General features: G+C 50.0%; 16 protein-coding genes. 4 read left to right on the top strand and 12 right to left on the bottom strand.

All coding sequences use genetic code 11. The annotated features are described in order from the left end of the window. Positions 1-83: 83 nt before the first annotated feature. From HMPREF0980_RS14780 to spoIIID, 6 genes are all read right to left on the bottom strand, one after another. Positions 84-1,445 carry an MATE family efflux transporter gene (locus tag HMPREF0980_RS14780; RefSeq protein ID WP_049729869.1) on the bottom strand — a complete coding sequence of 454 codons (1,362 nt, stop codon included), beginning with the start codon at positions 1,443-1,445 and terminating at the stop codon, positions 84-86. Positions 1,446-1,572: 127 nt separating this feature from the next. Then, positions 1,573-1,803 (bottom strand): HPr family phosphocarrier protein, encoded by a 231-nt coding sequence (locus HMPREF0980_RS14775; protein WP_049729868.1) that lies wholly within the window; start codon positions 1,801-1,803, stop codon positions 1,573-1,575. Between the two features lie 193 nt (positions 1,804-1,996). Continuing rightward, positions 1,997-3,517, bottom strand: a complete 1,521-nt coding sequence (locus HMPREF0980_RS14770; protein WP_049729867.1) for a response regulator transcription factor — start codon at positions 3,515-3,517, stop codon at positions 1,997-1,999. Further along, positions 3,514-5,235, bottom strand: coding sequence for a sensor histidine kinase (locus tag HMPREF0980_RS14765; protein ID WP_049729866.1), 1,722 nt, complete (start codon positions 5,233-5,235; stop codon positions 3,514-3,516). Before HMPREF0980_RS14765 ends, HMPREF0980_RS14770 begins: the two co-directional genes overlap by 4 nt. After that, entirely contained in the window at positions 5,232-6,473 is a 1,242-nt protein-coding gene (locus HMPREF0980_RS14760) for an ABC transporter substrate-binding protein (protein ID WP_049729865.1), read from the bottom strand. The genes HMPREF0980_RS14765 and HMPREF0980_RS14760 overlap by 4 nt, the downstream gene beginning before the upstream one ends. Positions 6,474-6,523: 50 nt before the next feature. Next, positions 6,524-6,814, bottom strand: coding sequence for a sporulation transcriptional regulator SpoIIID (spoIIID, locus tag HMPREF0980_RS14755; protein WP_006444879.1), 291 nt, complete (start codon positions 6,812-6,814; stop codon positions 6,524-6,526). A gap of 499 nt (positions 6,815-7,313) precedes the next feature. Between spoIIID and HMPREF0980_RS14750 the strand changes: the two genes are divergently transcribed. The 3 genes from HMPREF0980_RS14750 (at position 7,314) to HMPREF0980_RS14740 (ending at position 12,614) form a co-directional block, all read left to right on the top strand. Beyond that, positions 7,314-9,236 (top strand): endonuclease MutS2, encoded by a 1,923-nt coding sequence (locus tag HMPREF0980_RS14750; protein WP_049730030.1) that lies wholly within the window; start codon positions 7,314-7,316, stop codon positions 9,234-9,236. 106 nt (positions 9,237-9,342) lie between these two features. Beyond that, positions 9,343-11,022: a bifunctional diguanylate cyclase/phosphodiesterase gene (locus HMPREF0980_RS14745; protein WP_049729864.1), complete on the top strand. Its 1,680-nt coding sequence runs from the start codon at positions 9,343-9,345 to the stop codon at positions 11,020-11,022. Positions 11,023-11,063: 41 nt separating this feature from the next. Further along, on the top strand, positions 11,064-12,614 hold the full coding sequence (locus tag HMPREF0980_RS14740) for a sensor domain-containing diguanylate cyclase (RefSeq protein WP_049729863.1): 1,551 nt from the start codon (positions 11,064-11,066) through the stop codon (positions 12,612-12,614). Between the two features lie 174 nt (positions 12,615-12,788). On the opposite strand, the gene tig is transcribed toward HMPREF0980_RS14740, so the two are convergent. Together tig and cls are read right to left on the bottom strand one after the other, a co-directional pair. After that, positions 12,789-13,865, bottom strand: a complete 1,077-nt coding sequence (gene tig, locus HMPREF0980_RS14735) for a trigger factor (RefSeq protein WP_049729862.1) — start codon at positions 13,863-13,865, stop codon at positions 12,789-12,791. A 126-nt stretch (positions 13,866-13,991) separates the two neighbouring features. Continuing rightward, a complete protein-coding gene (cls, locus tag HMPREF0980_RS14730) occupies positions 13,992-15,467 on the bottom strand; it encodes a cardiolipin synthase (RefSeq protein ID WP_049729861.1) in 1,476 nt (491 codons plus the stop codon). 143 nt (positions 15,468-15,610) lie between these two features. Between cls and HMPREF0980_RS14725 the strand changes: the two genes are divergently transcribed. Next, positions 15,611-16,051: a hypothetical protein gene (locus tag HMPREF0980_RS14725; protein ID WP_049729860.1), complete on the top strand. Its 441-nt coding sequence runs from the start codon at positions 15,611-15,613 to the stop codon at positions 16,049-16,051. Between the two features lie 39 nt (positions 16,052-16,090). Here the strand turns inward: HMPREF0980_RS14725 and HMPREF0980_RS14720 are convergent, their stop codons facing one another. The 4 genes from HMPREF0980_RS14720 to HMPREF0980_RS14705 form a co-directional block, all read right to left on the bottom strand. Next, positions 16,091-16,534: a YwiB family protein gene (locus HMPREF0980_RS14720; RefSeq protein ID WP_049729859.1), complete on the bottom strand. Its 444-nt coding sequence runs from the start codon at positions 16,532-16,534 to the stop codon at positions 16,091-16,093. Positions 16,535-16,542: 8 nt separating this feature from the next. Then, positions 16,543-17,364 carry a glutamate racemase gene (gene murI / locus HMPREF0980_RS14715; RefSeq protein WP_049729858.1) on the bottom strand — a complete coding sequence of 274 codons (822 nt, stop codon included), beginning with the start codon at positions 17,362-17,364 and terminating at the stop codon, positions 16,543-16,545. A 122-nt stretch (positions 17,365-17,486) separates the two neighbouring features. Beyond that, positions 17,487-18,464 (bottom strand): 6-phosphofructokinase, encoded by a 978-nt coding sequence (pfkA, locus tag HMPREF0980_RS14710; protein ID WP_049729857.1) that lies wholly within the window; start codon positions 18,462-18,464, stop codon positions 17,487-17,489. Positions 18,465-18,531: 67 nt separating this feature from the next. Continuing rightward, complete coding sequence (locus tag HMPREF0980_RS14705) at positions 18,532-22,011, bottom strand: DNA polymerase III subunit alpha (protein ID WP_049729856.1); 3,480 nt, start codon at positions 22,009-22,011, stop codon at positions 18,532-18,534. Positions 22,012-22,118: the final 107 nt, after the last annotated feature.

Genomic DNA, 22,118 nt, shown 5'->3' with positions numbered 1-22,118 from the left:
GAAGTTCCTCCTATGTCTAAACTATTTTTCAATTATATACGAGCACCCTTGCATTTACAAGGGTAACCTGTAACTTTAGGCGATTATACGATTGCTTTTTTCTTCCAGCTCCCCCGGATGTACCGTATGACAAAGCAGACCGCGCGGAATATCCAGTCGATGACCATCGCCACCCAGATGCCGAATACGCCAAGTCCCAGGTATTTGCCGAGAATATAGCTGAATATGATACGGAATATCCACATGGACAGGATGGAAATGTACATACAGGCCTTTGCATCCCCCGATGCCCGGAACGTAGCGGGCAGAATGAAAGATACAGGCCATATGAAGATAGCGCTGATTCCGTGGAAATACAAAATCTGCCTCGTGACTCCCGCCGTTATGTCTGACAGATGGTATGCTTTCAAAATGAATGGAAGTATGAGGAAAATGGCCCCCACTGTCACCACCATGCAGACATGGGTAATCAGTATGAGCTTCTTATTATAATAGCGGACCTGTTCATAGTCGCCTGCACCTACGCAGCGCGCGATGACCGTCGTAGCCGCAAGTGTCATCGCCATGCCCGGAAGTATCTGGAACAGCGCCACGGCATTGGATACCGCGTTGGCAGCAATAGCATATGTGCCGAACGTCGATACGAGGCTCAGCACGAGTATCTTGCCGAGCTGGAACATGCTGTTCTCAAGCCCGTTAGGGATGCCGATGCTTAATATCTTCTTGACGAGCCGCCAGTCGGGACGGTAACGCAGCGTCTTTTCAACGTGCAGCGTCCTCTTCTTATTCACAAGCAGCGCCATGATGAGCACCGCCGCCACGATACGGGACACGAGCGTCGGGATGGCAACACCTTCCGTCCCCCTGTGGAAGCCGTAGATCAGCACGGCATTTCCCGTTACATTGATTATGTTCATCACGATGGAGACCTGCATAGACACCTTGGAATTGCCCATGGCCCGGAAGATAGCTGCCCCGCCGTTGTACAGCGCCATGAACGGAATGGACGCGGTCACGATCATCAGATATGTATTGGCATGGCCCATGACGTCCTGCTCAATCTTTCCGAAGACGCCGTGCAGTATGACATATTTGCACGCGTACACGACTATCGTTATGGCGACCGCGCTGATCGTGATGAACCATACAAGCTGTGTCGCTGCCTTGCACGCCTGCTTTTCATTTTTCTGTCCAAGGTACTGTCCGGCTACGACCGCCCCGCCCGTCGCCAGTGCTCCGAAGAGGTTGATGAGCAGCACCATTATCTGGTCTACGAGAGATACGCCCGACACGGCCGGTTCGCCCACGCTTGCAATCATAATAGAATCCGCCATGCCGACGAGCACTGCCAGAAGCTGCTCGACGATAAGCGGAAGAATCAATGCCAGAAGCGTCTTGTTGTCAAAAAGATATCCGCTCCTGTCTGTCTTTACTTTATGTTCCATAATAAAAAAACTCCTCACCGTACATCCTGTCTGGCATAAACTGCCGGACAGATATATACTTACCAGACATTTACAGTCCGGTAACTATATATTATACGCCGAGGGGTTTCCTCCTTCAAGTGCTATATTACGCTGCGATGTATTTTTCGATGTCATGCCACAGCTCGTCACAGCTGTCATGATACACTTGCAGCTCAATCTTATTCTTTAGTCCGAGATTCATAAGTCCTAAGATAGACTTTGCATCTACGATGAATCTGCCGCGCTTCATATCCATGTCAAAAGGATACTTGCCCACCTTGTTAACAAAGTCTAAGACATCGTCAGGTCTTTCAAATACCACTGTCTTTCTACTCATAATAATCTCTCCTTACCTTTTTAATCTATGCTCACAGAACGGTGAATGTTCAATAAGCTTTTCAATATCTAGTCCATATGTTCTATTTTATTATTGCCATGTTACCATATATTGTTTCATTAAAAAGGGGGAAATTTTTCAAAAAGGTGGAAATTTTTAGCAGGATTTGTCCAGATTTCGACATTTTTCTTCCTTAATTATTCAGCTTTCGGTATTCCGCAGGCGTCACTCCTACCTCTTCTTTGAATACCTTGCTCATATATTTTGGATCCGTATAGCCGGCCAGGTCTGCTATCTGGTTCAGCTTCAGGGGTGTTTGAAGAAGCAGCTCTTTCACTTTTTCTATCCGGAATCCGCGGATTGTCTCTGTAAATGTCCTGCCCGTCTCTTTTTTAAACTGGGCGCTTAAGTATTCCTCCGAAACGCACAGCTTACGTGCAATCTCTTCCAGCGTAATCCCCTGGTTATAGTATTCCTGTATGAGCTGCGCCGCACGCTGCACCATAAGGCTTGTGGCCTCCTCTTCCCGGTGGAACCTGAGCCCTTCAAAGAACTGGCGGTATGCCTCACCTATCTGTTCCCACGTATAAGCGTGAGTAATCCTGTTCATGATGTCCTGGGTCGATATGTCCTCCGACACCTTGCCCGCCTCCTTGGCGGTATGGTACACTGCCATACAGTAACGGGTACAGGCTTCCTTTATCTCTTTTGGAAAGTGGATGGCCGCTAGGAAGTATTCTCTGAGCCGCTTCGTGCAGGCGTCAAACTCCACCTTGTTGTTAGAGACGACCGCCTGTCTGGCCTGTGTCTCTATGTCCATCGGATACTTGACCGGCACAGGTTCCGTCTGGCCTATCCGCATTTCGCTTATGAGCGTTTCCCGCCCAAAGACGAGATTCCATTCCAGGGCTTCCCTCATCTTCGTCAGTGTCGGATTCACTTCCGCCAGACCTTCGCATGACTGCCAGACAGCAGTGATGCTGCCCTTAACCTGTCCGCAGAGCATGGGCATGACAGCTTTTTGAAAATACTGCCGCAGCTCCTCCCTGTCCTCCAGCTTATAGAGGAGCATGATGACGCTTTCTCTCTCCTCAAATTCCAGCAGGCAGGAAGAGAACGTCCCCTTATGGATTCCCGTCTCTTCCAGCAGCGACCGGACCGTATCATGGTAGACGGCGTAGCAGCCGCCGAGCTTGACGAGCAGAATCGTAATCTCCTCATCCGGTGCGATACGGAAGTGTTCTTCCAATGTGATATCCGTCTGTCTGTCAGATTTAAACTGCCCCGTCGCGCTGCGGTAAAATATATTTTCCAGCGTGAAGAACTCCTCCTTGCTCTGCTGCTCTATGAGCGTTTTCTCCACCTGTTCCAGCGCCCGCTTCAGCTCCGGTATCTTGATCGGCTTAAGCAGGTAGTTCTCAATTCCAAGCTCAATCGCTATCTTGGCATAAGAGAAGTCAGAATATGCAGACAAGACCATGGCTTTGCAGTTCATCCCCTTTTCCCGGACTTTGGCAAGCATCGTAAGCCCGTCCATATCCGGCATATGTATATCCATGATGACGAGATCAGGTTTTACCCGCTCAATCAGCTCCAGCCCCTGCAATCCGTTTTCTGCCGTACCCGCAAGCTCATATTCGGGATTAATCTTCTCCAGCAGCCTGCTCATGCCGTTCCTGATTGGCGCCTCGTCTTCTACCACTACAATTCTCATGCCCGTGTTCCTCCTTCCCCGGCGGGTACCGCCGGAATAAACAGATGTACCTTCGTATAGGAGCCAGGCCTGCTTTCAAAATAGACATCTGCCTGCTCCCCGTAATATAGCCTGAGCCGCTTTCTGACGTTCGTGATTCCAAGATGGTTGCTGGCATATTCCGTATCGTTTTCAAATTCTTGTGAGTTGAGCCTTGCAAGCGTGGAAGTGTCCATTCCGGTTCCATTGTCCGTTATAATGATGTGTATCTGATGTTCCGTACCGTGCATGGAGATGTCAATCCTGCACTCCCCTTCTTTGCGCTTCATTCCGTGCTTGATGGCATTTTCCACAAAAGGCTGCAGCAGCAGCTTATGTATGCGGCATCCTCTCAGGCTGTCCGGTACATCCAGCCGGACGAGTATCTCTTTGCCTGCCTTGGCGCTCTGCAGTATGATATACTGGCGCAGCCAGTACAGCTCCTGCTCCATAGACGTCTCGCCACCGGCATTTTTTACCGTGTACCTCAGGATATCCGCCAGCGCGCCAACCATCTCGCTGATTTCAAATTCGCCTCTTTCAATCGCCTTCCAGTTGATGGTGTCCAGCGTATTATAGAGGAAATGTGGATCAATCTGGGCCTCCAGTGCGGACAGCTCCGCATTCTTCTGTTCCAGAATTGCCGCTTTCACCTGCTCAATCAGCATCTCGATGTGCTTTACCATCTCATTAAAGCCGTTGCAGATTTTACGTATCTCAACCGGCATCTTATCATTGACCGCCACCTCTGTTCTGAAATTGCCCTGTTCCACCTCATTCATGGCATCTGCAATCGTGTCGATCTCTTTCAGGTACGGCCTCGTAAGCACATAGACGAGTACGAATACGATGCCGACCGCCGCCGCGGTTATGAGCAGCCAGAAGATTCCCTGCTCATAAAACGTGTCATGGTATGCCTTCAGCGACTGCCGATTGTATATCGTAAAACCGGTCCTTTCATTTACCACTGACGTATATTCATATTCTTCCTTCTTGATCTCATCTATAGTTTTTCCGATGTCATTATTGTCTGGTGCGCTGATGATAAGATTGTCGTGTACAAGATAGTTTTCCGCAATGTCCCACGCATCCAGCGCTTCTGTGAGCAGATCCTCATTCATGCTCATGACGACCGTTCCGACTTCTTTGTGGATATCCTCGTAATCCACGAGCCGCCGTGCTATGCGCAGCATATAAACGCTCTCCTTACCTGAAGTGACCGGCTCCGTTATCCCTTCGTACACCGGCCCTTCCGTGACAGCGGGGGCTGTGACCTCCGACGCCCACGAACTGCCTGCAGACGAGGCAGACAGATGGTCATAATAGATCGTCCTTCCCTCTGCCGTGATGACCGTAATGCCCTCGATACCTCTGTTGCGGTTGCAGATATGGCTCAGTTCACGCCGCAGATAATTGCTGTTTACCTCCAGCCCGTCCTGGTTCCGGTTGATTTCCTCCACAAGGGAGATTACTTCATCATCCGTACACAGGTCATAGAGCAGCGTGCCGTATTTGTCGAGCACCATGTCCAGACACTGGTCCGCCTTATTCATGTTGCCGGCTATCTGCCTGTCCAGGCTTGCCCGTATGCTCCGTTCCAGCCTGTACATCGACAGGCAGGCAAATATGATGATTGGTATGGCTACCGCCAGGAAGAAGAACGGGGTCAGCTTCTGGCGCAGCGTTCTCTCTCTCTTCATCGCGCACCCTCCCTGATACCCCGGATGGCGCCGCTCGTTTCATCCAATATCGTTTCTACGCTCTTGCCGCCAGCGATGGCCTCATCGATGGCCTCTGCAATGACGGCGGATACGCGGGGCCATTCCGGACTGATTTCCCGCATCCTGGCTGTCTTGAAGATATCGGCACCCCCGCGCAGAAGCGCGTCGCCGGCGAACTGCCTGTCCATGACATCCTTCCTTGGTGCCAGAAGCCCCAGCCCGTCTATATAGGAGGAAAGCCTGTCCACCTCACTTATATATCTTAAAAACGCAACAGAAGCCTTTTCATTATCCCCCTCCATCACGCCGAAAATCTCTCCGCCAACCGCAGATACTCTCTCACCGTCCGACGGAAGATATGTCATCCCAAAATCCAGCTCTGGATTCCGTTCGCGTATATGATCAGCCATCATGATGCTGTTGAACATCATTGCCACCTTTCCGTCCGCGAACTGCCCTGCCAGATCTGATCCGGTCAGGCTGATGCTCTCTTTGCCGAGATAACCGCTGCGGGCCATCTTCCTAAGAAGTTCAAAAGCCTGTCTGCTCTCCGGAGAATCTATCGCATCCACATCTCCTCCCATAGACCATAGAATCGGAAGGAATGCGTACAGACTCTCCTCACCCTTGAGTGCAATCTGGGCGTATCCGCAGATATCATCCGTCGTAAGCAGACGTGCTGCATCGTAGAATGCTTCCCAGGTTCCGGGAACGGACAGGCCTGCTGCTTCAAACATATCTGCGTTATAAAACAGTGCGGTACAGTTAAGTCCCGCAGGAAGCCCGAGCGTGCGCCCCTCTGCCGTACACGGCTCCACCGCCGCCGGCAGATACTGCCCGAGCTCTTCTATGTCATCCGTCAGATCCACGAACGGCTGCATAGAATTAAAAAACTGGAAATCGACGGAATCAACGAGCGCGATGTCCGGCGTATTACCGTCCGCCATACTTAGCGCAAGCTCTTTCTTGAAGTCCGCGTCAGGTATATACCTTGTCTTAACCCGGACGTCATCCTGGGATTGATTATAGTCGTCTACAAGCGCTTCCAGCGTTCTCCTTTGATGCGGAAGGTCCCAGTAATGCCAGAGGACAAGCTCTGCCTTCTCCTTCGTTTCTGCTTTTTCTTCCTTTTTACATCCCGTAATACTGCCTGCCGCAAGAGCCACCACAAGCAGACAGATCAGAATTACAGATGCAGACGTTCCTGTTCTTCTCAATTCCGTATCTCCTTCATTCGTATACAAGCCCGTTTCAGTATATGTATGTATTATACCATACTTTCACTATGAACGCATTGTCCCTCATCGTGGCGGCTATGCAGATACTTTTCACGCGTAGCCATCCCGCCGCGGATATGGCGCTCAGACTTGTTCATGTCCAGCACCTTGCGCGCCTGGTTGGCCAGAGCCGGATTGATCTGCAGAAGGCGCTCTGTCACATCCTTATGTATGGTGGATTTGCTAACGCCAAACTGCTTTGCCGTCTGCCGCACCGTGGCCTGGTGCTCAATGATATAGTACGCAATCTCTACTGCTCGTTCCTGAATATAATCTTTCATATAAATAACCCCTGCACAATTTGTTTTTACAATCTATGCAGGGGGGCGAACGAGTATGACTTGCTATACCCCAATCTTCTGTAATTGCATGCCAATATTATGTAAAACCACTTTTCCGGTTGACAACTTTATCCCATATGTTATAATGAACCCGTTATATCATAGAATAATCAATGAATGAGGTAGTGTATGTTAATTGTGTCAGTGAAGGGATATACAGCGAAATAAATACGTTGTCGGAGTACCCTGGCTTTTGGGCTATTGTACTCTTTATACCGGTGCGCCCGAAACAACCGGTATATCCGCCTTACGATACACATTCATACGCTTTCATGTTTATATAGACAGTGAACGGATGCTATGGAATGCACAGCTTGTAAGGGCTGTGTTTTTTATTTCCTCCGCCTGTCTGTTTCCCGGACCACAGAAGCCGTATGCCTTGAAGAGGGCGGATGCGCTTCTGTGGTCTTTTATTTTAATAACAGAAAGGAATATTCACATGTACAATAAATCATTAGAAACCATCGGATATTATGAAATCACAGGAAAACTGGCAGACTGTGCCCTTACCGCCCGTGCCAAAGAACGGATACGTTCCCTCCACCCCTTCCTGTCTGAGTCAGAGCTGCGCAAAAACATGCGTGAGACGACACAGGCACGTGATATGGTTGAGCTGCTTGGACTGCCGCCTCTTCCTGCTATGGAACACATCGAAGCGTTTATAGAAAAGGCGGTGATTGGAGAGCTGCTCCTGCCTGAACAGCTCGAGGAGATGGGACTTTTCCTCAATGCTGTGCGCCGTCTGAAGCTCTATCTGAAAAAAGGAGAGGAACAACACATACGGATTGCTTTCTACAATGACAACCTGTATCTTCCCGAGGAACTGAAGGAGAATATAGAACGCTGTATCCGTGCAGGACGTGTGGACGACTATGCCTCCGGATATCTGAAGGATATCAGGCGGCAGATCCAGCACGCAGAAGAGAAGATCAGCGAGAAGGCCTCCCGCGCGCTGAAAGCTGCCGGCGCCTGCGCCAGCGATTCTTTTATCGTCCAGCGAAATGGGCGGCTCTGTATTCCGGTCCGTAAGGAATGCCGTGCGAAAGTAGCCGGCAGTGTCGTAGATAAATCATCTTCCGGTGCAACCCTGTTCATTGAACCTGAGTCTGTCGCTTCCCTCCGGGAAGATCTGGAAGTGTTGAAAATCCAGGAAGATTCCGAGGAACGCAGGGTGCTCTACGAGCTGCTCGAGCAGATTGCCCGGCATGAGGAGGCTTTAAAAGAAGACGTACGTGTCATCGCCGTCCTCGACTTTGTATTTGCCAAGGCAAAGCTAAGCCTTGATATGGATGCGTCAGAACCGGCCATCAACCTTGACCGTTATATCTCCATCACTGGCGCACGGCATCCGATGCTGGAAAAGGAGACGTGCGTGCCGCTCGACTTCGAGGCCGGCCGCGGCACAAACGGCATTGTCATAACCGGACCGAACACCGGAGGGAAGACGGTCGCCCTTAAGACCGTTGCCCTCGTAAGCGCCATGGCATGCGCAGGCCTCCATGTCCCATGTACGTCTGCCGACGTTGCAATGAATAACCAGATTCTGTGCGACATCGGGGACGGGCAGAATATCGCAGACAATCTGTCCACCTTCTCGGCGCATATCAAAAATGTGCTGGATATCTTAAAAAGAGTGACAAAGGACAGCCTTGTCGTCATGGATGAGCTCGGTTCCGGCACGGATCCTGCCGAGGGCATGGGGATTGCCATCTCTATCCTGGAAGAGCTGCGCAAAAGCGGCGCCTTGTTCTTTGTGACGACCCACTATCCGGAGGTTAAGGAATACGCGGGTCACCACCCCGATATCGCCAATGCCCGTATGGAATTCGACAAGGAAACATTAAAACCGCTCTACCGCCTCACCATCGGTGAATCCGGCGACAGCTGCGCACTGTATATCGCCAAGCGGCTCGGTGTGCCCGAAGCCATGCTGGCCGCTGCGGCCAAAGAAGCTTACGGTCCGCGTGCGGAACATATCATCGCCGAACTTAAGGACCATGGGGCATCCGAACCATTTCGCAGGATATCTGCCCCGCACTTGAAGCCTGTTGATCATATGAAGCCCGTGGCAGTACAGGAAGGCAGCTTCACGAGAGGTGACAGTGTAACCGTTCTGCCGGACAATAAGATTGGCATCGTCATCCAGCCGTCGGACAGCCGCAGTAACGTACTCGTACAGGTACAGAAAGAGAAGCTTGTCATTAACAAAAAACGCCTGAAGCTGAAGGTTGCTGCTTCCCAGCTGTATCCTGAGGATTATGATTTCTCTATCATCTTTGACACGGTGGAGCACCGGAAGGCCCGGCACCAGATGGAGCGGAAGTACCAGGGAGACCTGGAGATAGAAGTATTCGACGAATAGCTTCCATATTTTACACAAACAGTATATTTTTTCTACTTTTAGTTGATTTAACATACCCGGTATTCTACAATGAATTTAAAGATTGTTCGTGTAAAGGGAGGGACCTATGAAACATCATGAACGCATACCTGATTCATTTCATATAGATACAGATGCTTTCTATAATGCCATCGTCAAAAGTACCGAAGATTATATCTATATCGTGGATATGTCGACGGATACCGCTCTTGTGTCCGAGAACATGGTTCGTGATTTTGACCTGCCCGGGCGGCTCGTGCCGGGGCTCATACCTCTTTGGGGTGAGCTTATACACGAGAAGGACAAGAAGCGTTATTATGACTCTATCGATGAGATGCTGTCAGGGTATACTGATATGCACAATGTAGAATACCAGATTTTGAACAAGAAGAACGAATATATCTGGGTCTGCTGCCGCGGCCTGCTGTCCAGGGATGAAAGCGGCAAACCCACCATGTTCGCAGGAGTCGTCACTCCGGTCGGCAGCAAGGGAAAGATGGACCGGACGACCGGGCTCTTCACCCAGGAAGAATGCAAGAACCATATCGAAGCATATCTGAACCTTGGCAATACCGCCGGAGGGTTCCTTTTGCTTGGGATTGATGATTTCAAGCGGATCAACAATTTAAAAAACCATACCTTCGGCGATTCCGTACTTCGCAAGATTGCTCAGGATATCCAGCATATGATACCGCATAAGGCAGAAATCTTCCGGTTCGACGGAGACGAAGGCGCTGTCTTCTGTCCGGAGGCCACGCTCGAGGACATGTATAGCTTATATTCCAAGATACATATCTATGCCAATAAAGAACACGAGATTGACGGCATCTCCTACTACTGCACGATCTCAGCCGGCATAGCCATGCTCGGCACGGATGCGGACAACTACCTTGACCTCATCAAATGCGCCATGAGCGCACTGGAAGCATCCAAGAAGAAGGGCAAGAACATGTGCACCGCGTTTACTCCGGGCCTTCTTCAGTCCAACCTGTACATTATGGAGCTGACGAATGAGCTGCAGCGGTGCGTGATGAACGGCATGGAAGGTTTTTCTGTCGTGTATCAGCCGCTCGTCCGGTCAGAGGAGCTTAGGCTGAAAGGAGCGGAAGCCCTGCTGCGCTGGCATTCGCCTAAGGTGGAAAAAGTAGGGCCGGCGGAATTCATACCACTCCTGGAATCCAGCGGAAATATCGTAACTGTCGGCAAATGGGTACTTGATAAGGCTTTCTGCACGTGCAGGAAATGGATTGCCAGATGGCCTGACTTTGTCATGAATATCAATGTATCCTACGTGCAGATAATTGAAGATGACTTTGTATCTTATGTAGAGGAGCTGCTGAAAAAATATGACCTTCCTGCCAGACACATCGTACTCGAGATGACGGAAAGCTATTTTGTGACCGATATGCCGACCTTGAAAACTACGTTCCAGCGCCTGCAGGATATTGACATATGTATCGCCATGGATGATTTCGGGACGGGCTATTCTTCTCTTGGAATGCTTTCACAGACATTGGCGGATATCGTCAAGATTGACCGTATGTTTATCTCCTTGATCAACGATAAAGAACATTTTTTCAACCGTTCCTTCATACAGGCGGTAATCAATCTGTGCCACAGCATCGGAATCTCTGTCTGTGTAGAAGGCGTGGAGTATGCTGATGAGCTGGACACGGTACGCAGCATGCATGCTGACAGCATCCAGGGGTATTATATCTCAAGGCCTGTCACGCCGGAAGAATTTGAAGAAAAATACGGGAACGGCTAGAGCCCGGATTCATTGGGACTCAGAAAAGGAGAGGTCTTAATATGTATCAAGAAGAACGTAAAATAACTATTTTCTCTGAACATACTGACTTAGAACCTCTGATTCAATCTGTCATGGAAGAAGGGCCTGTTACTTACATCGTTTATACAACAACATCTATGCAGACTGGTTGGCAGGACAGCGATATTATCATTTGTGATATTCCTGTGGAAAAGTTGGCATCTATCAAAAAAGAAATGAAAGCAGGCTCTTATCTGTTCTATATCCACAGCCCTGCTGATGACGTCTGCCAGGATATGGACATGGCTGCTGATGAATTGCTGGCCCGCCCTGTAAGCGCAGGCTACCTGAAGAAGCGCATCCGCCGCTTAATGGACAGGATAAGGCTGGAAGAGGACCTGTGGCTCTCCGGCACATATCTGGACGTGCTCATAGACAGCATGCCAGATCTCGTCTGGTTTAAAGACAACAGCGGCATACACGTCAAGGTAAATAATGTGTTCTGCCACACTGTCGGAAAAGAGCGCAGAGACGTGACCGGCAAAGACCACTGCACGATATGGGATGTAGAAGTGGACGACTGTGAAGCGACAGAGGCGATAGTACGCAGGGAACGTAAAACGTGCCAGTTTAACGAGCTTGTCAAAAGCAGAAGCGGCATGCGCCAGTTCCGCACTTACAAATCGCCCTTATTTGACAGGGATGGGAATATCATGGGAACGGTAGGAATCGGGCATGATGTCACCGTCCTGGAAAATATGAGCACAGAGATGGAGATACTGCTGAACAGCATGCCCTTTGCTATACTCGTAAAAGACGGGGATGACATCATCGTAGACGTCAACCTGAAATTTGAGGAATATTTCAATATCAGCAGGGAGAAGGCAGTCGGCAGGCCTTACTGCGAATGGTACGATACGATGTTCAAGGGTCTTGAAACTATACAAAAAAATGATACGGAAGAGATTCATCTGCCGTGTAATGGTTCGGACCGGATCATCGAAATCACACATGAGCCGATTTATGATATCTTTGAGAGCATCGTCGGTGAACTGACGATCTACCGCGACATAACCGAAGAGTCTCTGCTCAAAGAACAACTGAACAATAATTCAAATACAGACTTTCTGACAGGACTGTGCAACCGGCGCTACTTCTATGAGTGCTTCTCTGAAAACCATAATTATGAACAGATATCTATACTTTACATAGATTTAGATTACTTTAAAATGGTAAACGACACTTACGGGCACCAGATCGGCGATGAAGCGCTCATCATGGTGGCTGCGACATTGAAGAAGTGTTTCCCTGGTACGCTCATTGCCAGGCTTGGCGGCGATGAATTTCTCGTTGCCAGGACAGACCCGGTGACGGAAGAAGAGCTCATCCGACAGGCGGATACGCTCATTGCCGGGCTGCAGGACGCTTTTAATACAAATAGCTGCTTCAAAGTCCTGTCCGCAAGCATCGGTATCGCATACACGACCGATCCGCTGAAGAAGATTGACGACTTAATCAAAGAGAGCGATACCGCCCTGTATAAGGCGAAAGAGACCGGTCGGTCAAAAAGCTGCGTTTTCCATGTCAGTTAAGTTGTGGACGCCGGAGGGGAGGTGCGCAGCAGATGCTCCGATGCGAAAGCCGCTGTTACTAAAAAGAGCCGGAATCAGGTACGGGGATGTTTTTTTACATGACATCCTTGTGCCTGGTTCCGGCTCTTCTTACACGTTCATAATTATATTACTGATTAATAACCCGATGGTTATTTATTCTTCTGAATCTTTTGACTCTGTCTTTGCCACCTGCACGCAGTTCTTTGCAAGCCAGTCTTTTACGAGGTTATTCAGCGCCATCTCTTTCAGATCTTCTTCTGGTGCCGCTTCTTTCAGCGCTTTTGCATCCGCATAGCCGTAATTCTCGGCCATCTTCTTGAGCTGTTTCTTGTATTCGTCATCTGACAGCTTGATGTTCTCTTTATCCGCGATAGCTTTCGTGACAAGGCTCTGCTTCACGCTTGACTTTGCCGCTTTGTTCACCTGATCTTCAAAGTCCTCTACGGAAGCTCCCATCTGCTCCTGGATGAACGCCTCATATTCCATGTCATAATACCCTGCGGCATCTTTATACTGCTGAATGAGGTTATCCTCTATCTCTTTGACATCTTTCTTTGGATATTTCTTGACCTTTGATTTGTCTAGCACTGCCTCCCACACTGCGGATGACAGGTTATCATTGTACGCAGCCTCAGCATCTTTTTCCAGCTGTTTCTTTACTTCTTTCTTATATTCCTTTACAGTCTTAGACTTCTTGGACACGGATTTTACAAACTTGTCGTTCAGTTCGGGAACTTCGTCCAGCGTAATCTTATTTACCGTAATCGTGAATACGACATCTTTTCCGGCCTGCTCTGCATTGCCGTAATTGTCCGGGAACTTTCCGTTCCAGTCATACGTCTCTCCGACGTTATGCCCGATAACGCTTTCCTCAAACCCATCGATAAATACGCCGGAGCCTATCGTAAGCGGATAATCTTCTGCACTTCCGCCGTCGAACGCCTCCCCGTCAATCTTTCCCACGAAATCTATATTAACCGTATCGCCGTTTTCCACCGTCCGGTCAGTAATCTCTTTCTGTGTTGCCTTAGATTCGAGCGTGGACTGGATGGTACTCTCCACGTCCTTGTCCGTCACTTTGGAAGCTTTCTCAACCTCTGGTACCTCAATACCTTTATATCCTTCCACCTTCACCGCATCGGTATCGATCATATTGCTTCCTGCACATCCTGCCAGTGCCATGGAACCGGCACATACCAATGCCAATACGGCAGTTAACTTCTTTTTCATAAATACACCTCGTCGATTCTTTATCTTTTATGTCCTTCTGTCCGAAACACACACTATTAGTTATAGCACATTCCCTTTGAATTTGAAACCTTTTTCACACTTATTTCACTTTTTAAAGAGGCGCCGTTATAATACCGGAGAGAGGAGACGGCAGAACTGCTCCTTGACACGGACGACGAGCCCGCGGCGCTCGTAGCCTTTTCTCGTTATGAGGGTACTCTTAGGTATGTCGTTGACGAAAGCCTCCATAAGCTTCTCCGTCGTTCTGGCGCTGTAGATCACCGCGTTTACCTCGAAGTTAAGGGAAAAGCTTCGGATATCCATATTGGCCGTTCCGATGCAGCTTACAAGTCCGTCCACGCAGAGGCACTTCGTGTGTAGGAACCCATTATCATACGTGTAGCATCTTGCTCCTGCCTCAATCATCTCTCCCGCGTACGAATAGGTGGCCCAGTACACGAACGGGTGGTCCGGCTTGCAAGGAATCATGATACGCACGTCGATGCCCGACTTGGCCGCGATGACGAGCGCATCCCTGATATCCTCATCCGGTATAAAATAGGGCGTCTGGATATAGATGCTTTTTCTCGCCATATGGATGAGCCGCAGATAGTTGTTCCGTATCTCCTGGCTCCTCGAGTCCGGGCCGCTCGATATGATCTGGACCGGGTCGCGGCCATTGCGGATGTATGTCGGTATCTCAAAGAGGCGGTCCTCCAGGAAGAGATTTTCCCTTGCCGCATAGTTCCAGTCAAGCACGAATCTCACCGCCAGCGAAGTGACTGCCGAGCCTTCGATACAGATATGCGTGTCTCTCCAGTAGCCGAACTTCTTGTCCAGCCCAAGATATTCCCGCCCGATATTGAATCCGCCCACGAAGCCGATCCGGCCGTCGATTACGACAATCTTCCTGTGATTACGGTAGTTGACGCGCAGCTGAAGCTTGCCGAGTACTGCCGGAAAGAACTCCGCCACCTCGATGCCGGCTTTCTCGAGCCTGACCCAGTCTGCGTTGTGCATGCTTCTGCAGCCCATGCTGTCAAAAAGCACCCTCACTTCCACGCCCTGCCTGGCCTTGCGGACAAGCACCTCCTCGATTTCCTGCCACAGCTCATCGTTGCGTATGATATAGTATTGCAGATGGATATAGTTCCTGGCATGTTCCATCTCCGTCATGAGCGCCTGGAACTTCTCTTTGCCATCTGTGTAGATGCGGATATCGTTATTGTCCGTCAGCACCGCTTCCCCTTCGTTCAGGTTGTACAAGATCAGGCTTTTGAACCGTTCAAGCTCCGGATCGCGCAGCCTCAGCTTCCTGCGGTATATGGACTCCTCCTGCCGCCGGACGGCGTACTTGATCTCCCCTTCGATCTCCTTCATCTTGAACATCCGCTCCTTGCGGAAATTCTGTCCCAGAACGAGATACAGTATGAAACCAAGGATAGGCACAAAGTAGAGCAGGAGCAGCCACGCCCAGACAGTGGTCGGATTCCTGCGCTGAAAAAAGATGATCAGCAGGGAAAATATAATATTGATAAACAGCAGATGGTCGAGAATCCACCAGTAAGTCGTTCCCACCCCTTGCGCTATATTCTGTAACATAACTTCACTCCCTCATAATATATGTGTTCTATTATAACGTCATCCGCCGAGAAAAGTAACCCTAAAATGTCAAATCTCTTGCACTTAAACAAAAAGAATGATACAATGTACATCGTGAAAAAGTCTATTTGTAGGAGGTCCCCATGAGTACATTAACTATCGTACTGCTCGTTATCTTAATTGTATTAATTATAGCATGTGTTGTATTATATTTTCTCGGCAAAAGAGCGGAAAAGAAACAGGCTGCCCAGCAGGAACAGCTTGACGCGGTGGCGCAGACCGTGTCTATGCTTATCATCGACAAGGGTAAGATGCGCCTTAAGGACGCAGGTTTCCCTCCAATCGTTGTGGAGGGCACCCCCAAGTATCTCCGCCGGTCCAAAGTTCCTGTCGTAAAGGCCAAGGTGGGGCCAAAGGTCATGACACTGATGTGCGATGCCCAGGTATTTCCGCTCATCCCTGTCAAAAAAGAAGTGAAAGCTACGGTGAGCGGCATATACATCACAGGTGTAAAGGGTCTGAGAGGGCCGCTTGAGACACCGCCGAAGAAAAAAGGCTTCTTTAAACGGATTACAGGCAGGTAGTAAGAATCAGAAGACGGCACATTATAAAAAGCATTGGGACTAGCGTTCCAATGCTTTTATGTTCATGTCAATATTACAGTCTGCCACCTTCTCATCATTGATGTCCAGCGCATAGTTTACGGCTACCGCTATGTTGGCTTCACTGATATCCACTTCTATCTTCCTCGTGTGGATGCCGACGAGCAGCTCCCCGTAAGGTGTCTCATACTGGGTCATATTGATCTTATCCTTTTCAAATACCATGTGGGCATTGGCCAGACCGCTTTTGATAATCTCAAACACGCTGTCTCCGGTAATCTTGATCGTGTTCCTGACCGTGCCTGCCATGCCTTCCACCGGTTCCTCATATATGACATAGTGCTTGCCGTTCTTGTTATAGTAAGATGCAGGAGTGATCACTTCTATCGGTTCATTCTCGTCCGACTCTCCTCCCGCGGCGTCAAAGTGGAGGCCGGATATGCTTAACAGTACATCTTTCGTCATAATCTCACCTAATATTCCTCTATATTGATTTGCTGTATCGTCTCTACGTTGTAAGGCAGTATGGAATTGGCAAAGTGCTTGAACTTTTCCGCCGTGTCGCTTACATAGAATTCATATCTGGCAAGGTTCCCCGAGTCGTTGTCCATACCCTGCCCTTCAAGGAGCGCTTTTAAATCCATCGCTGTCTCATAGGCCGGATTTACGATGTGGACATCTGTTCCGAAGTATTCCATGATGCGCGATCTCAGCAGTGGATAATGGGTACAGCCGAGTATCATCGTGTCTATATCCGAATGCTTCATCTCATCCAGGTAGTATTCGATAATCTCATCCGTGACATGGTGCTTTGCAAACCCTTCCTCCACAAGCGGCACGAACAGCGGGCACGGCTTGCCGATTACCGACGCCTCAGGCTCCATCTCCGTGATGACCTTGGAGTATGTATGGCTTCGGATAGTAGCTTCCGTCCCGACGACACCTATCTTCTTGCTTCGGGTCTCCTTAACCGCCGCCCGTGCTCCCGGCGTGATGACTCCGATAACCGGAATGTCAGATTCCTCCTTCAGCACGTCAAGCGCCAGGGCGCTCGCCGTATTACATGCTATGACTATTGCTTTCACGCCCTTCGTCTCAAGAAAACGGAGAATCTGGCGGGAGAACCTGATAATATTATTCTTCGACTTGCTGCCGTATGGGACTCTGGCCGTATCGCCGAAATATACGATATTTTCATCGGGCAGCTGGCGCATGATCTCCCTTGCCACGGTAAGCCCGCCCACGCCTGAGTCAAACACGCCTACAGGCGCTGTCCTGTCTTTATTCATAACCAATCTGTATCCCTCTTTTCACTCTGTTCGTGTACTCTGTCTGACTGTACTATTTGAAAAAAGAGACATCCAGTGAAAGAAAACTCTCTATCCTGAACGTCTCTGCTGTCCTGAAAACCGATATCCTAAAGTGCCAGCTCTCTCGCGATCTCATACTGATAGGTCGGAATACCCTTCTTCATGCCGAGTGCCTCGTCGATGTCAAAGTCCAGATATTCTCCGTGCCTGTAACCTACGACACGGTTGGACTTGCCCTGGATAAGCAGGTCTACAGCCATAGCACCCATGATAGACGCATATACCCTGTCTTTACATGTCGGGCTTCCGCCCCGCTGCATGTGGCCAAGGACAGTCGCCCTCGTCTCCATGCCGGTGGCCTCTTCGATTCTCTTTGCCATATTCATAGAATCGCCGATCCCCTCCGCGTTGATAATGATATAGTTCTTCTTGCCGCGCTTTCTGCACTCCTGTATGTCTTCGACAATGGCTTCCTCATTATAGTCGTGCTCCTCCGGCATGAGGATACGTTCCGCACCGTTTGCGATTCCGCACCAGAGCGCGAGGTAGCCTGCATCCCTTCCCATCACTTCGATGATGGAACATCTCTCATGGGACGTGGATGTATCCCTTACTTTGTCTATCGCTTCCATCGCCGTATTGACCGCCGTATCAAACCCTATCGTATACTCCGTACAGGCAATATCCAGGTCGATCGTACCCGGAAGCCCTATTGTATTGATTCCCAGTCTGGACAGCTTCTGCGCTCCGGCAAAAGAGCCGTCTCCGCCGATGACTACCAGACCGTCTATTCCGTATTTCTTACATATGGCGGCAGCCTTCTGCTGTCCCTCTTCTGTCCGCATCTCTTCACATCTTGCCGTCTGGAGGATAGTGCCTCCGCGCTGGATGGTATCGGATACATCTCTGGCCGACAGGTCTATGATCTCTTCGTTCAAAAGACCCTGATATCCTCTTCTGATGCCTCTCACTTTCAAGTCTTTTCCTAATCCCGTCCTGACAACTGCACGGATAGCTGCATTCATTCCAGGGGCATCTCCGCCACTTGTCAAAACACCTATCGTACGAATCACTTTGTCTGCCATTTCAATTCCTCCATCGTATTGTGATCATTCTCATTCTATCTTTTCTTCGTGGTTCATTTTACCTTATCTATGAAATGTTTTCAATGGGTTTTTCTATAACTTTTACACAAGATTCTCCAAGGTAATTCGTCAACCTGCTTAAAATCTCCGGCTCTACATGGATATTCCTGCTTCTCGGAAGACGTTTTACCGCCTTCTCGGCCTTACAGTATATGACGACCTGATCATCGCCGTCAGACTCCTTTATCAAGTCATACAGCTCCGCTTCCCGTGCCAGGAAATCTGCTTTTCCTTCATACTGGAGCCACAGCTCCTTCTTCGTCAGTTCAAACGGGATGATTGCCTCACAGATGAGCTTGCTCGCCGCCTCGTCTTCTTCTGAGACCCTGCCTCTTACAAACACCTTGTTCTCCTCTGAGAGGTATTGCTGGTTCTTCTCGTAATCCTTCGGAAATACGACGATCTCTACCGTTCCCGCCAGATCCTCCAGCGTGAGGAATGCCATCGTCTTGTTGTTCTTCGTGTACTTTATCGTCTTGTCGGCGATAATTCCCCCTACGACTTCCCGCGCGCCGTCATGCACCTTCGTCCTCCCGGTCTCTTCATCGAGCTGGAAATCCAGCGTCGTCGACGTGATGCTTTTCTTCCACTTCTCCTCATACTCTTCCATAGGATGCCCGCTTAAGTAGATTCCCAGTACCTCTTTTTCAAAAGAAAGCAGATTTTCCTTTTCGTATTCTCCCACGTCCGGCAGCGGGATATCAAATTCCGCCTTCTGGTCGTCGTCCACCATATCGAATAAGGACATCTGGCCGGTCATGGAATACTTCCGCTCCTGGTTCACCTGATCCAGAATCTGCACATAGATTATCATAAACTGTTTCCTCGTCCCGCCAAGACTGTCAAAAGCTCCTGATTTGATGAAGTTCTCGAGCGTCCTCTTGTTGACTTCCTTCCCGGACATGCGCTCGATAAAGTCCTTCAGCGTCTTGAACGGCCCGCCTGTGCCCCGCTCTTTGATAATCGCGTCGATGACCGGCCGGCCTATGCTCTTGATGGCTGCCAGGCCGTAACGGATACGGCCGTCCTCAACCGTGAAGTTCCCAAGCCCTTTGTTGATGTCCGGCGGCATGATCTCGATTCCCATCTGCTGCCGGCACGTATAGATATACTCCGCCACTTTTCCGGGATTGTCGATGCAGGAGGTCATAAGTGCCGCCATAAATTCTACCGGATAGTAATATTTAAGCCACGCTGTCTGATAAGAGACAACTGCGTATGCAGCCGCATGGGACTTGTTGAACGCATACTTCGCAAAATCGATCATCTCGTCATATATCTTATTGGCCGTCTTCTCATCTATACCGTTTTTGATGCATCCGGGAACGCCTTCTTCTTCATTGCCATACACAAAGTTCTGGCGCTCTTTCTTCATCACGTCTCCCTTTTTCTTAGACATGGCGCGGCGCAGGAGGTCGCTCCGCCCAAGCGTGTACCCGGCAAGGTCCCGCACAATCTGCATGACCTGTTCCTGATAGACGATACATCCGTATGTGGGTGCCAGAATCGGTTCCAGCTGCGGGCAGTCATACGTAATGCTCTGTGCATTGTTCTTTCCCTTTATATATTGGGGGATGAAGTCCATCGGTCCCGGACGGTACAGGGAGATACCCGCGATGATATCCTCCAGGCTCTGCGGTTTCAGCTCCTTCATAAAGCTCTTCATCCCGCCGCTCTCCAGCTGGAAGATGCCGTCTGTACGTCCTGTTCCGATAGAGCTCAGCACATCCTTGTCATCATAGTCTATGCTGTCCATATCAAGCGGCCCGCCCCTGCTCACTCCGGCCAGCTGCGCCGCGTTCTGTATGACAGTCAATGTCCGGAGCCCGAGAAAGTCCATCTTCAGGAGGCCGAGCTCTTCCAGCGTCGTCATCGTGAACTGCGTCGTGACAGAACCGTCGGAGCCAAGCGACAGCGGTACATATTCATCCACAGCCTTCTGGCTGATGACAACTCCGGCCGCATGCATGGAAGTGTGGCGGGGAAGCCCTTCCAGACGCTTCGACATGTCGATGAGCTCCCGCACCTGCCCGTCCTCCTGATACACCCTCCTCAGCTCAGGATTCATACTGAGCGCACGTTCCAGCGTCATATTGAGTTCTGTCGGAACCATCTTGGCGATATTGTCCACAAATGCATACGGCAGGTCCATCACGCGCCCCACATCCCGGATGACGCCGCGGGCTGCCAGCGTACCGAAGGTGACGATCTGTACGACCCGGTCAGAGCCGTACTTCTCCACCACGTAGTCTATCACCTCCTGCCTCCGCTCGAAGCAGAAGTCAATATCGATATCGGGCATGGATACACGCTCCGGGTTCAGGAAACGTTCAAAGAGAAGCTGATACTTTATCGGGTCTATGCTCGTGATGTCCAGACAGTATGACACGATGCTTCCCGCCGCAGATCCACGGCCCGGGCCGACGATAATGTCGTGGTCTTTGGCATATTTGATAAAATCCCATACGATGAGAAAATAATCCACGTATCCCATAGACTGTATGACAGACAGCTCATATTCGAGCCGCTCCGCCAGTGCATCCTCCCCGTCCGGGTAATGGCGCTTAAGCCCTTCAAAGCAGAGCTTTCTCAGGTATTCCCAGGACGAGTATCCTTCCGGCACATCGTATTTGGGAAGCTTCGTCACGCCAAACTCTATCTCTACCTTACATCTGTCTGCAATCCTCTGCGTGTTCTCCAGCGCCTGAAGCGCATATGGAAACAGCTGCTGCATCTCCGTCTCTGACTTGATATAATACTGGCCGCCTTCATAGCGCATACGGTCCTCATCCGCCAGCTTCTTTCCCGTCTGGAGGCAGAGCAGTATGTCATGGGGCTTGACGTCGTCCTCATATGTATAGTGGATGTCGTTCGTAGCCACAAGCTCGATACCTGTCTCCTGGGAAAGCCGGAGCAGCGACTGGTTTACCATCTTCTGTTCCTGCATGCCGTGATCCTGCAGCTCCAGGAAGAAATTACCTTCTCCGAATATCCCTTCGTAGCGCTCCGCTGCCGCTTTTGCTTCGCTGTACATCCCCCTCATGATATTGCGCTGCACTTCCCCCGCCAGGCAGGCACTCAGCGCAATGATCCCCTCGTGGTACTCCTGAAGCAGTTCCAGATCCACACGGGGCTTGTAATAGTAGCCTTCCGTGAAGCCTCTCGACACAAGCTTCACCAGATTGTGGTATCCAAGGTCATTTTCTGCCAGCAGCACAAGATGGTAATACCTGTCTTCGCCGCTGCCCCCTGCCTCCTTGTCAAACCGGGAACCAGGCGCCACATACACCTCACAGCCTAGTATCGGCTTTATTCCGGCCGCCTTTGCCGCGCGGTAGAAGTCTATAACGCCGAACATGACGCCGTGGTCCGTTATTGCCACGCTGTCCATGCCAAGCTCCTTTACCCGGGCTATACACTCTTTGATCTTATTAGAACCGTCCAGGAGGCTGTACTCCGTATGGACATGTAAATGTGCAAAACTCATAATTACTCCTGTTCTGTGAATGTCGTCTTAAAGTATCTGATAAGATAACTATATCAAATTTTGCGGCATAAGAAAAGACGGCAGCAATATTCTCCTCGTTACGAGGA

The sequence above is a fragment of the Dorea sp. D27 genome, from assembly GCF_001185345.1.
GTDB lineage: Bacteria > Bacillota > Clostridia > Lachnospirales > Lachnospiraceae > Extibacter.
Note: the sequence above shows the minus strand (reverse complement) of the source record. Positions and strands in the feature narration are given on the sequence as shown.

Excerpts from the sequence above, each read along its gene's own strand:
- HMPREF0980_RS14780 (WP_049729869.1), bottom strand. The coding sequence starts at position 1,445 with ATGGAACATAAAGTAAAGACAGACAGGAGCGGATATCTTTTTGACAAC.
- HMPREF0980_RS14775 (WP_049729868.1), bottom strand. The coding sequence starts at position 1,803 with ATGAGTAGAAAGACAGTGGTATTTGAAAGACCTGACGATGTCTTAGAC.
- HMPREF0980_RS14770 (WP_049729867.1), bottom strand. The coding sequence starts at position 3,517 with ATGAGAATTGTAGTGGTAGAAGACGAGGCGCCAATCAGGAACGGCATG.
- HMPREF0980_RS14765 (WP_049729866.1), bottom strand. The coding sequence starts at position 5,235 with ATGAAGAGAGAGAGAACGCTGCGCCAGAAGCTGACCCCGTTCTTCTTC.
- spoIIID (WP_006444879.1), bottom strand. The coding sequence starts at position 6,814 with ATGAAAGATTATATTCAGGAACGAGCAGTAGAGATTGCGTACTATATC.
- HMPREF0980_RS14750 (WP_049730030.1), top strand. The coding sequence starts at position 7,314 with ATGTACAATAAATCATTAGAAACCATCGGATATTATGAAATCACAGGA.
- HMPREF0980_RS14745 (WP_049729864.1), top strand. The coding sequence starts at position 9,343 with ATGAAACATCATGAACGCATACCTGATTCATTTCATATAGATACAGAT.
- HMPREF0980_RS14740 (WP_049729863.1), top strand. The coding sequence starts at position 11,064 with ATGTATCAAGAAGAACGTAAAATAACTATTTTCTCTGAACATACTGAC.
- tig (WP_049729862.1), bottom strand. The coding sequence starts at position 13,865 with ATGAAAAAGAAGTTAACTGCCGTATTGGCATTGGTATGTGCCGGTTCC.
- cls (WP_049729861.1), bottom strand. The coding sequence starts at position 15,467 with ATGTTACAGAATATAGCGCAAGGGGTGGGAACGACTTACTGGTGGATT.
- HMPREF0980_RS14725 (WP_049729860.1), top strand. The coding sequence starts at position 15,611 with ATGAGTACATTAACTATCGTACTGCTCGTTATCTTAATTGTATTAATT.
- HMPREF0980_RS14720 (WP_049729859.1), bottom strand. The coding sequence starts at position 16,534 with ATGACGAAAGATGTACTGTTAAGCATATCCGGCCTCCACTTTGACGCC.
- pfkA (WP_049729857.1), bottom strand. The coding sequence starts at position 18,464 with ATGGCAGACAAAGTGATTCGTACGATAGGTGTTTTGACAAGTGGCGGA.
- HMPREF0980_RS14705 (WP_049729856.1), bottom strand. The coding sequence starts at position 22,011 with ATGAGTTTTGCACATTTACATGTCCATACGGAGTACAGCCTCCTGGAC.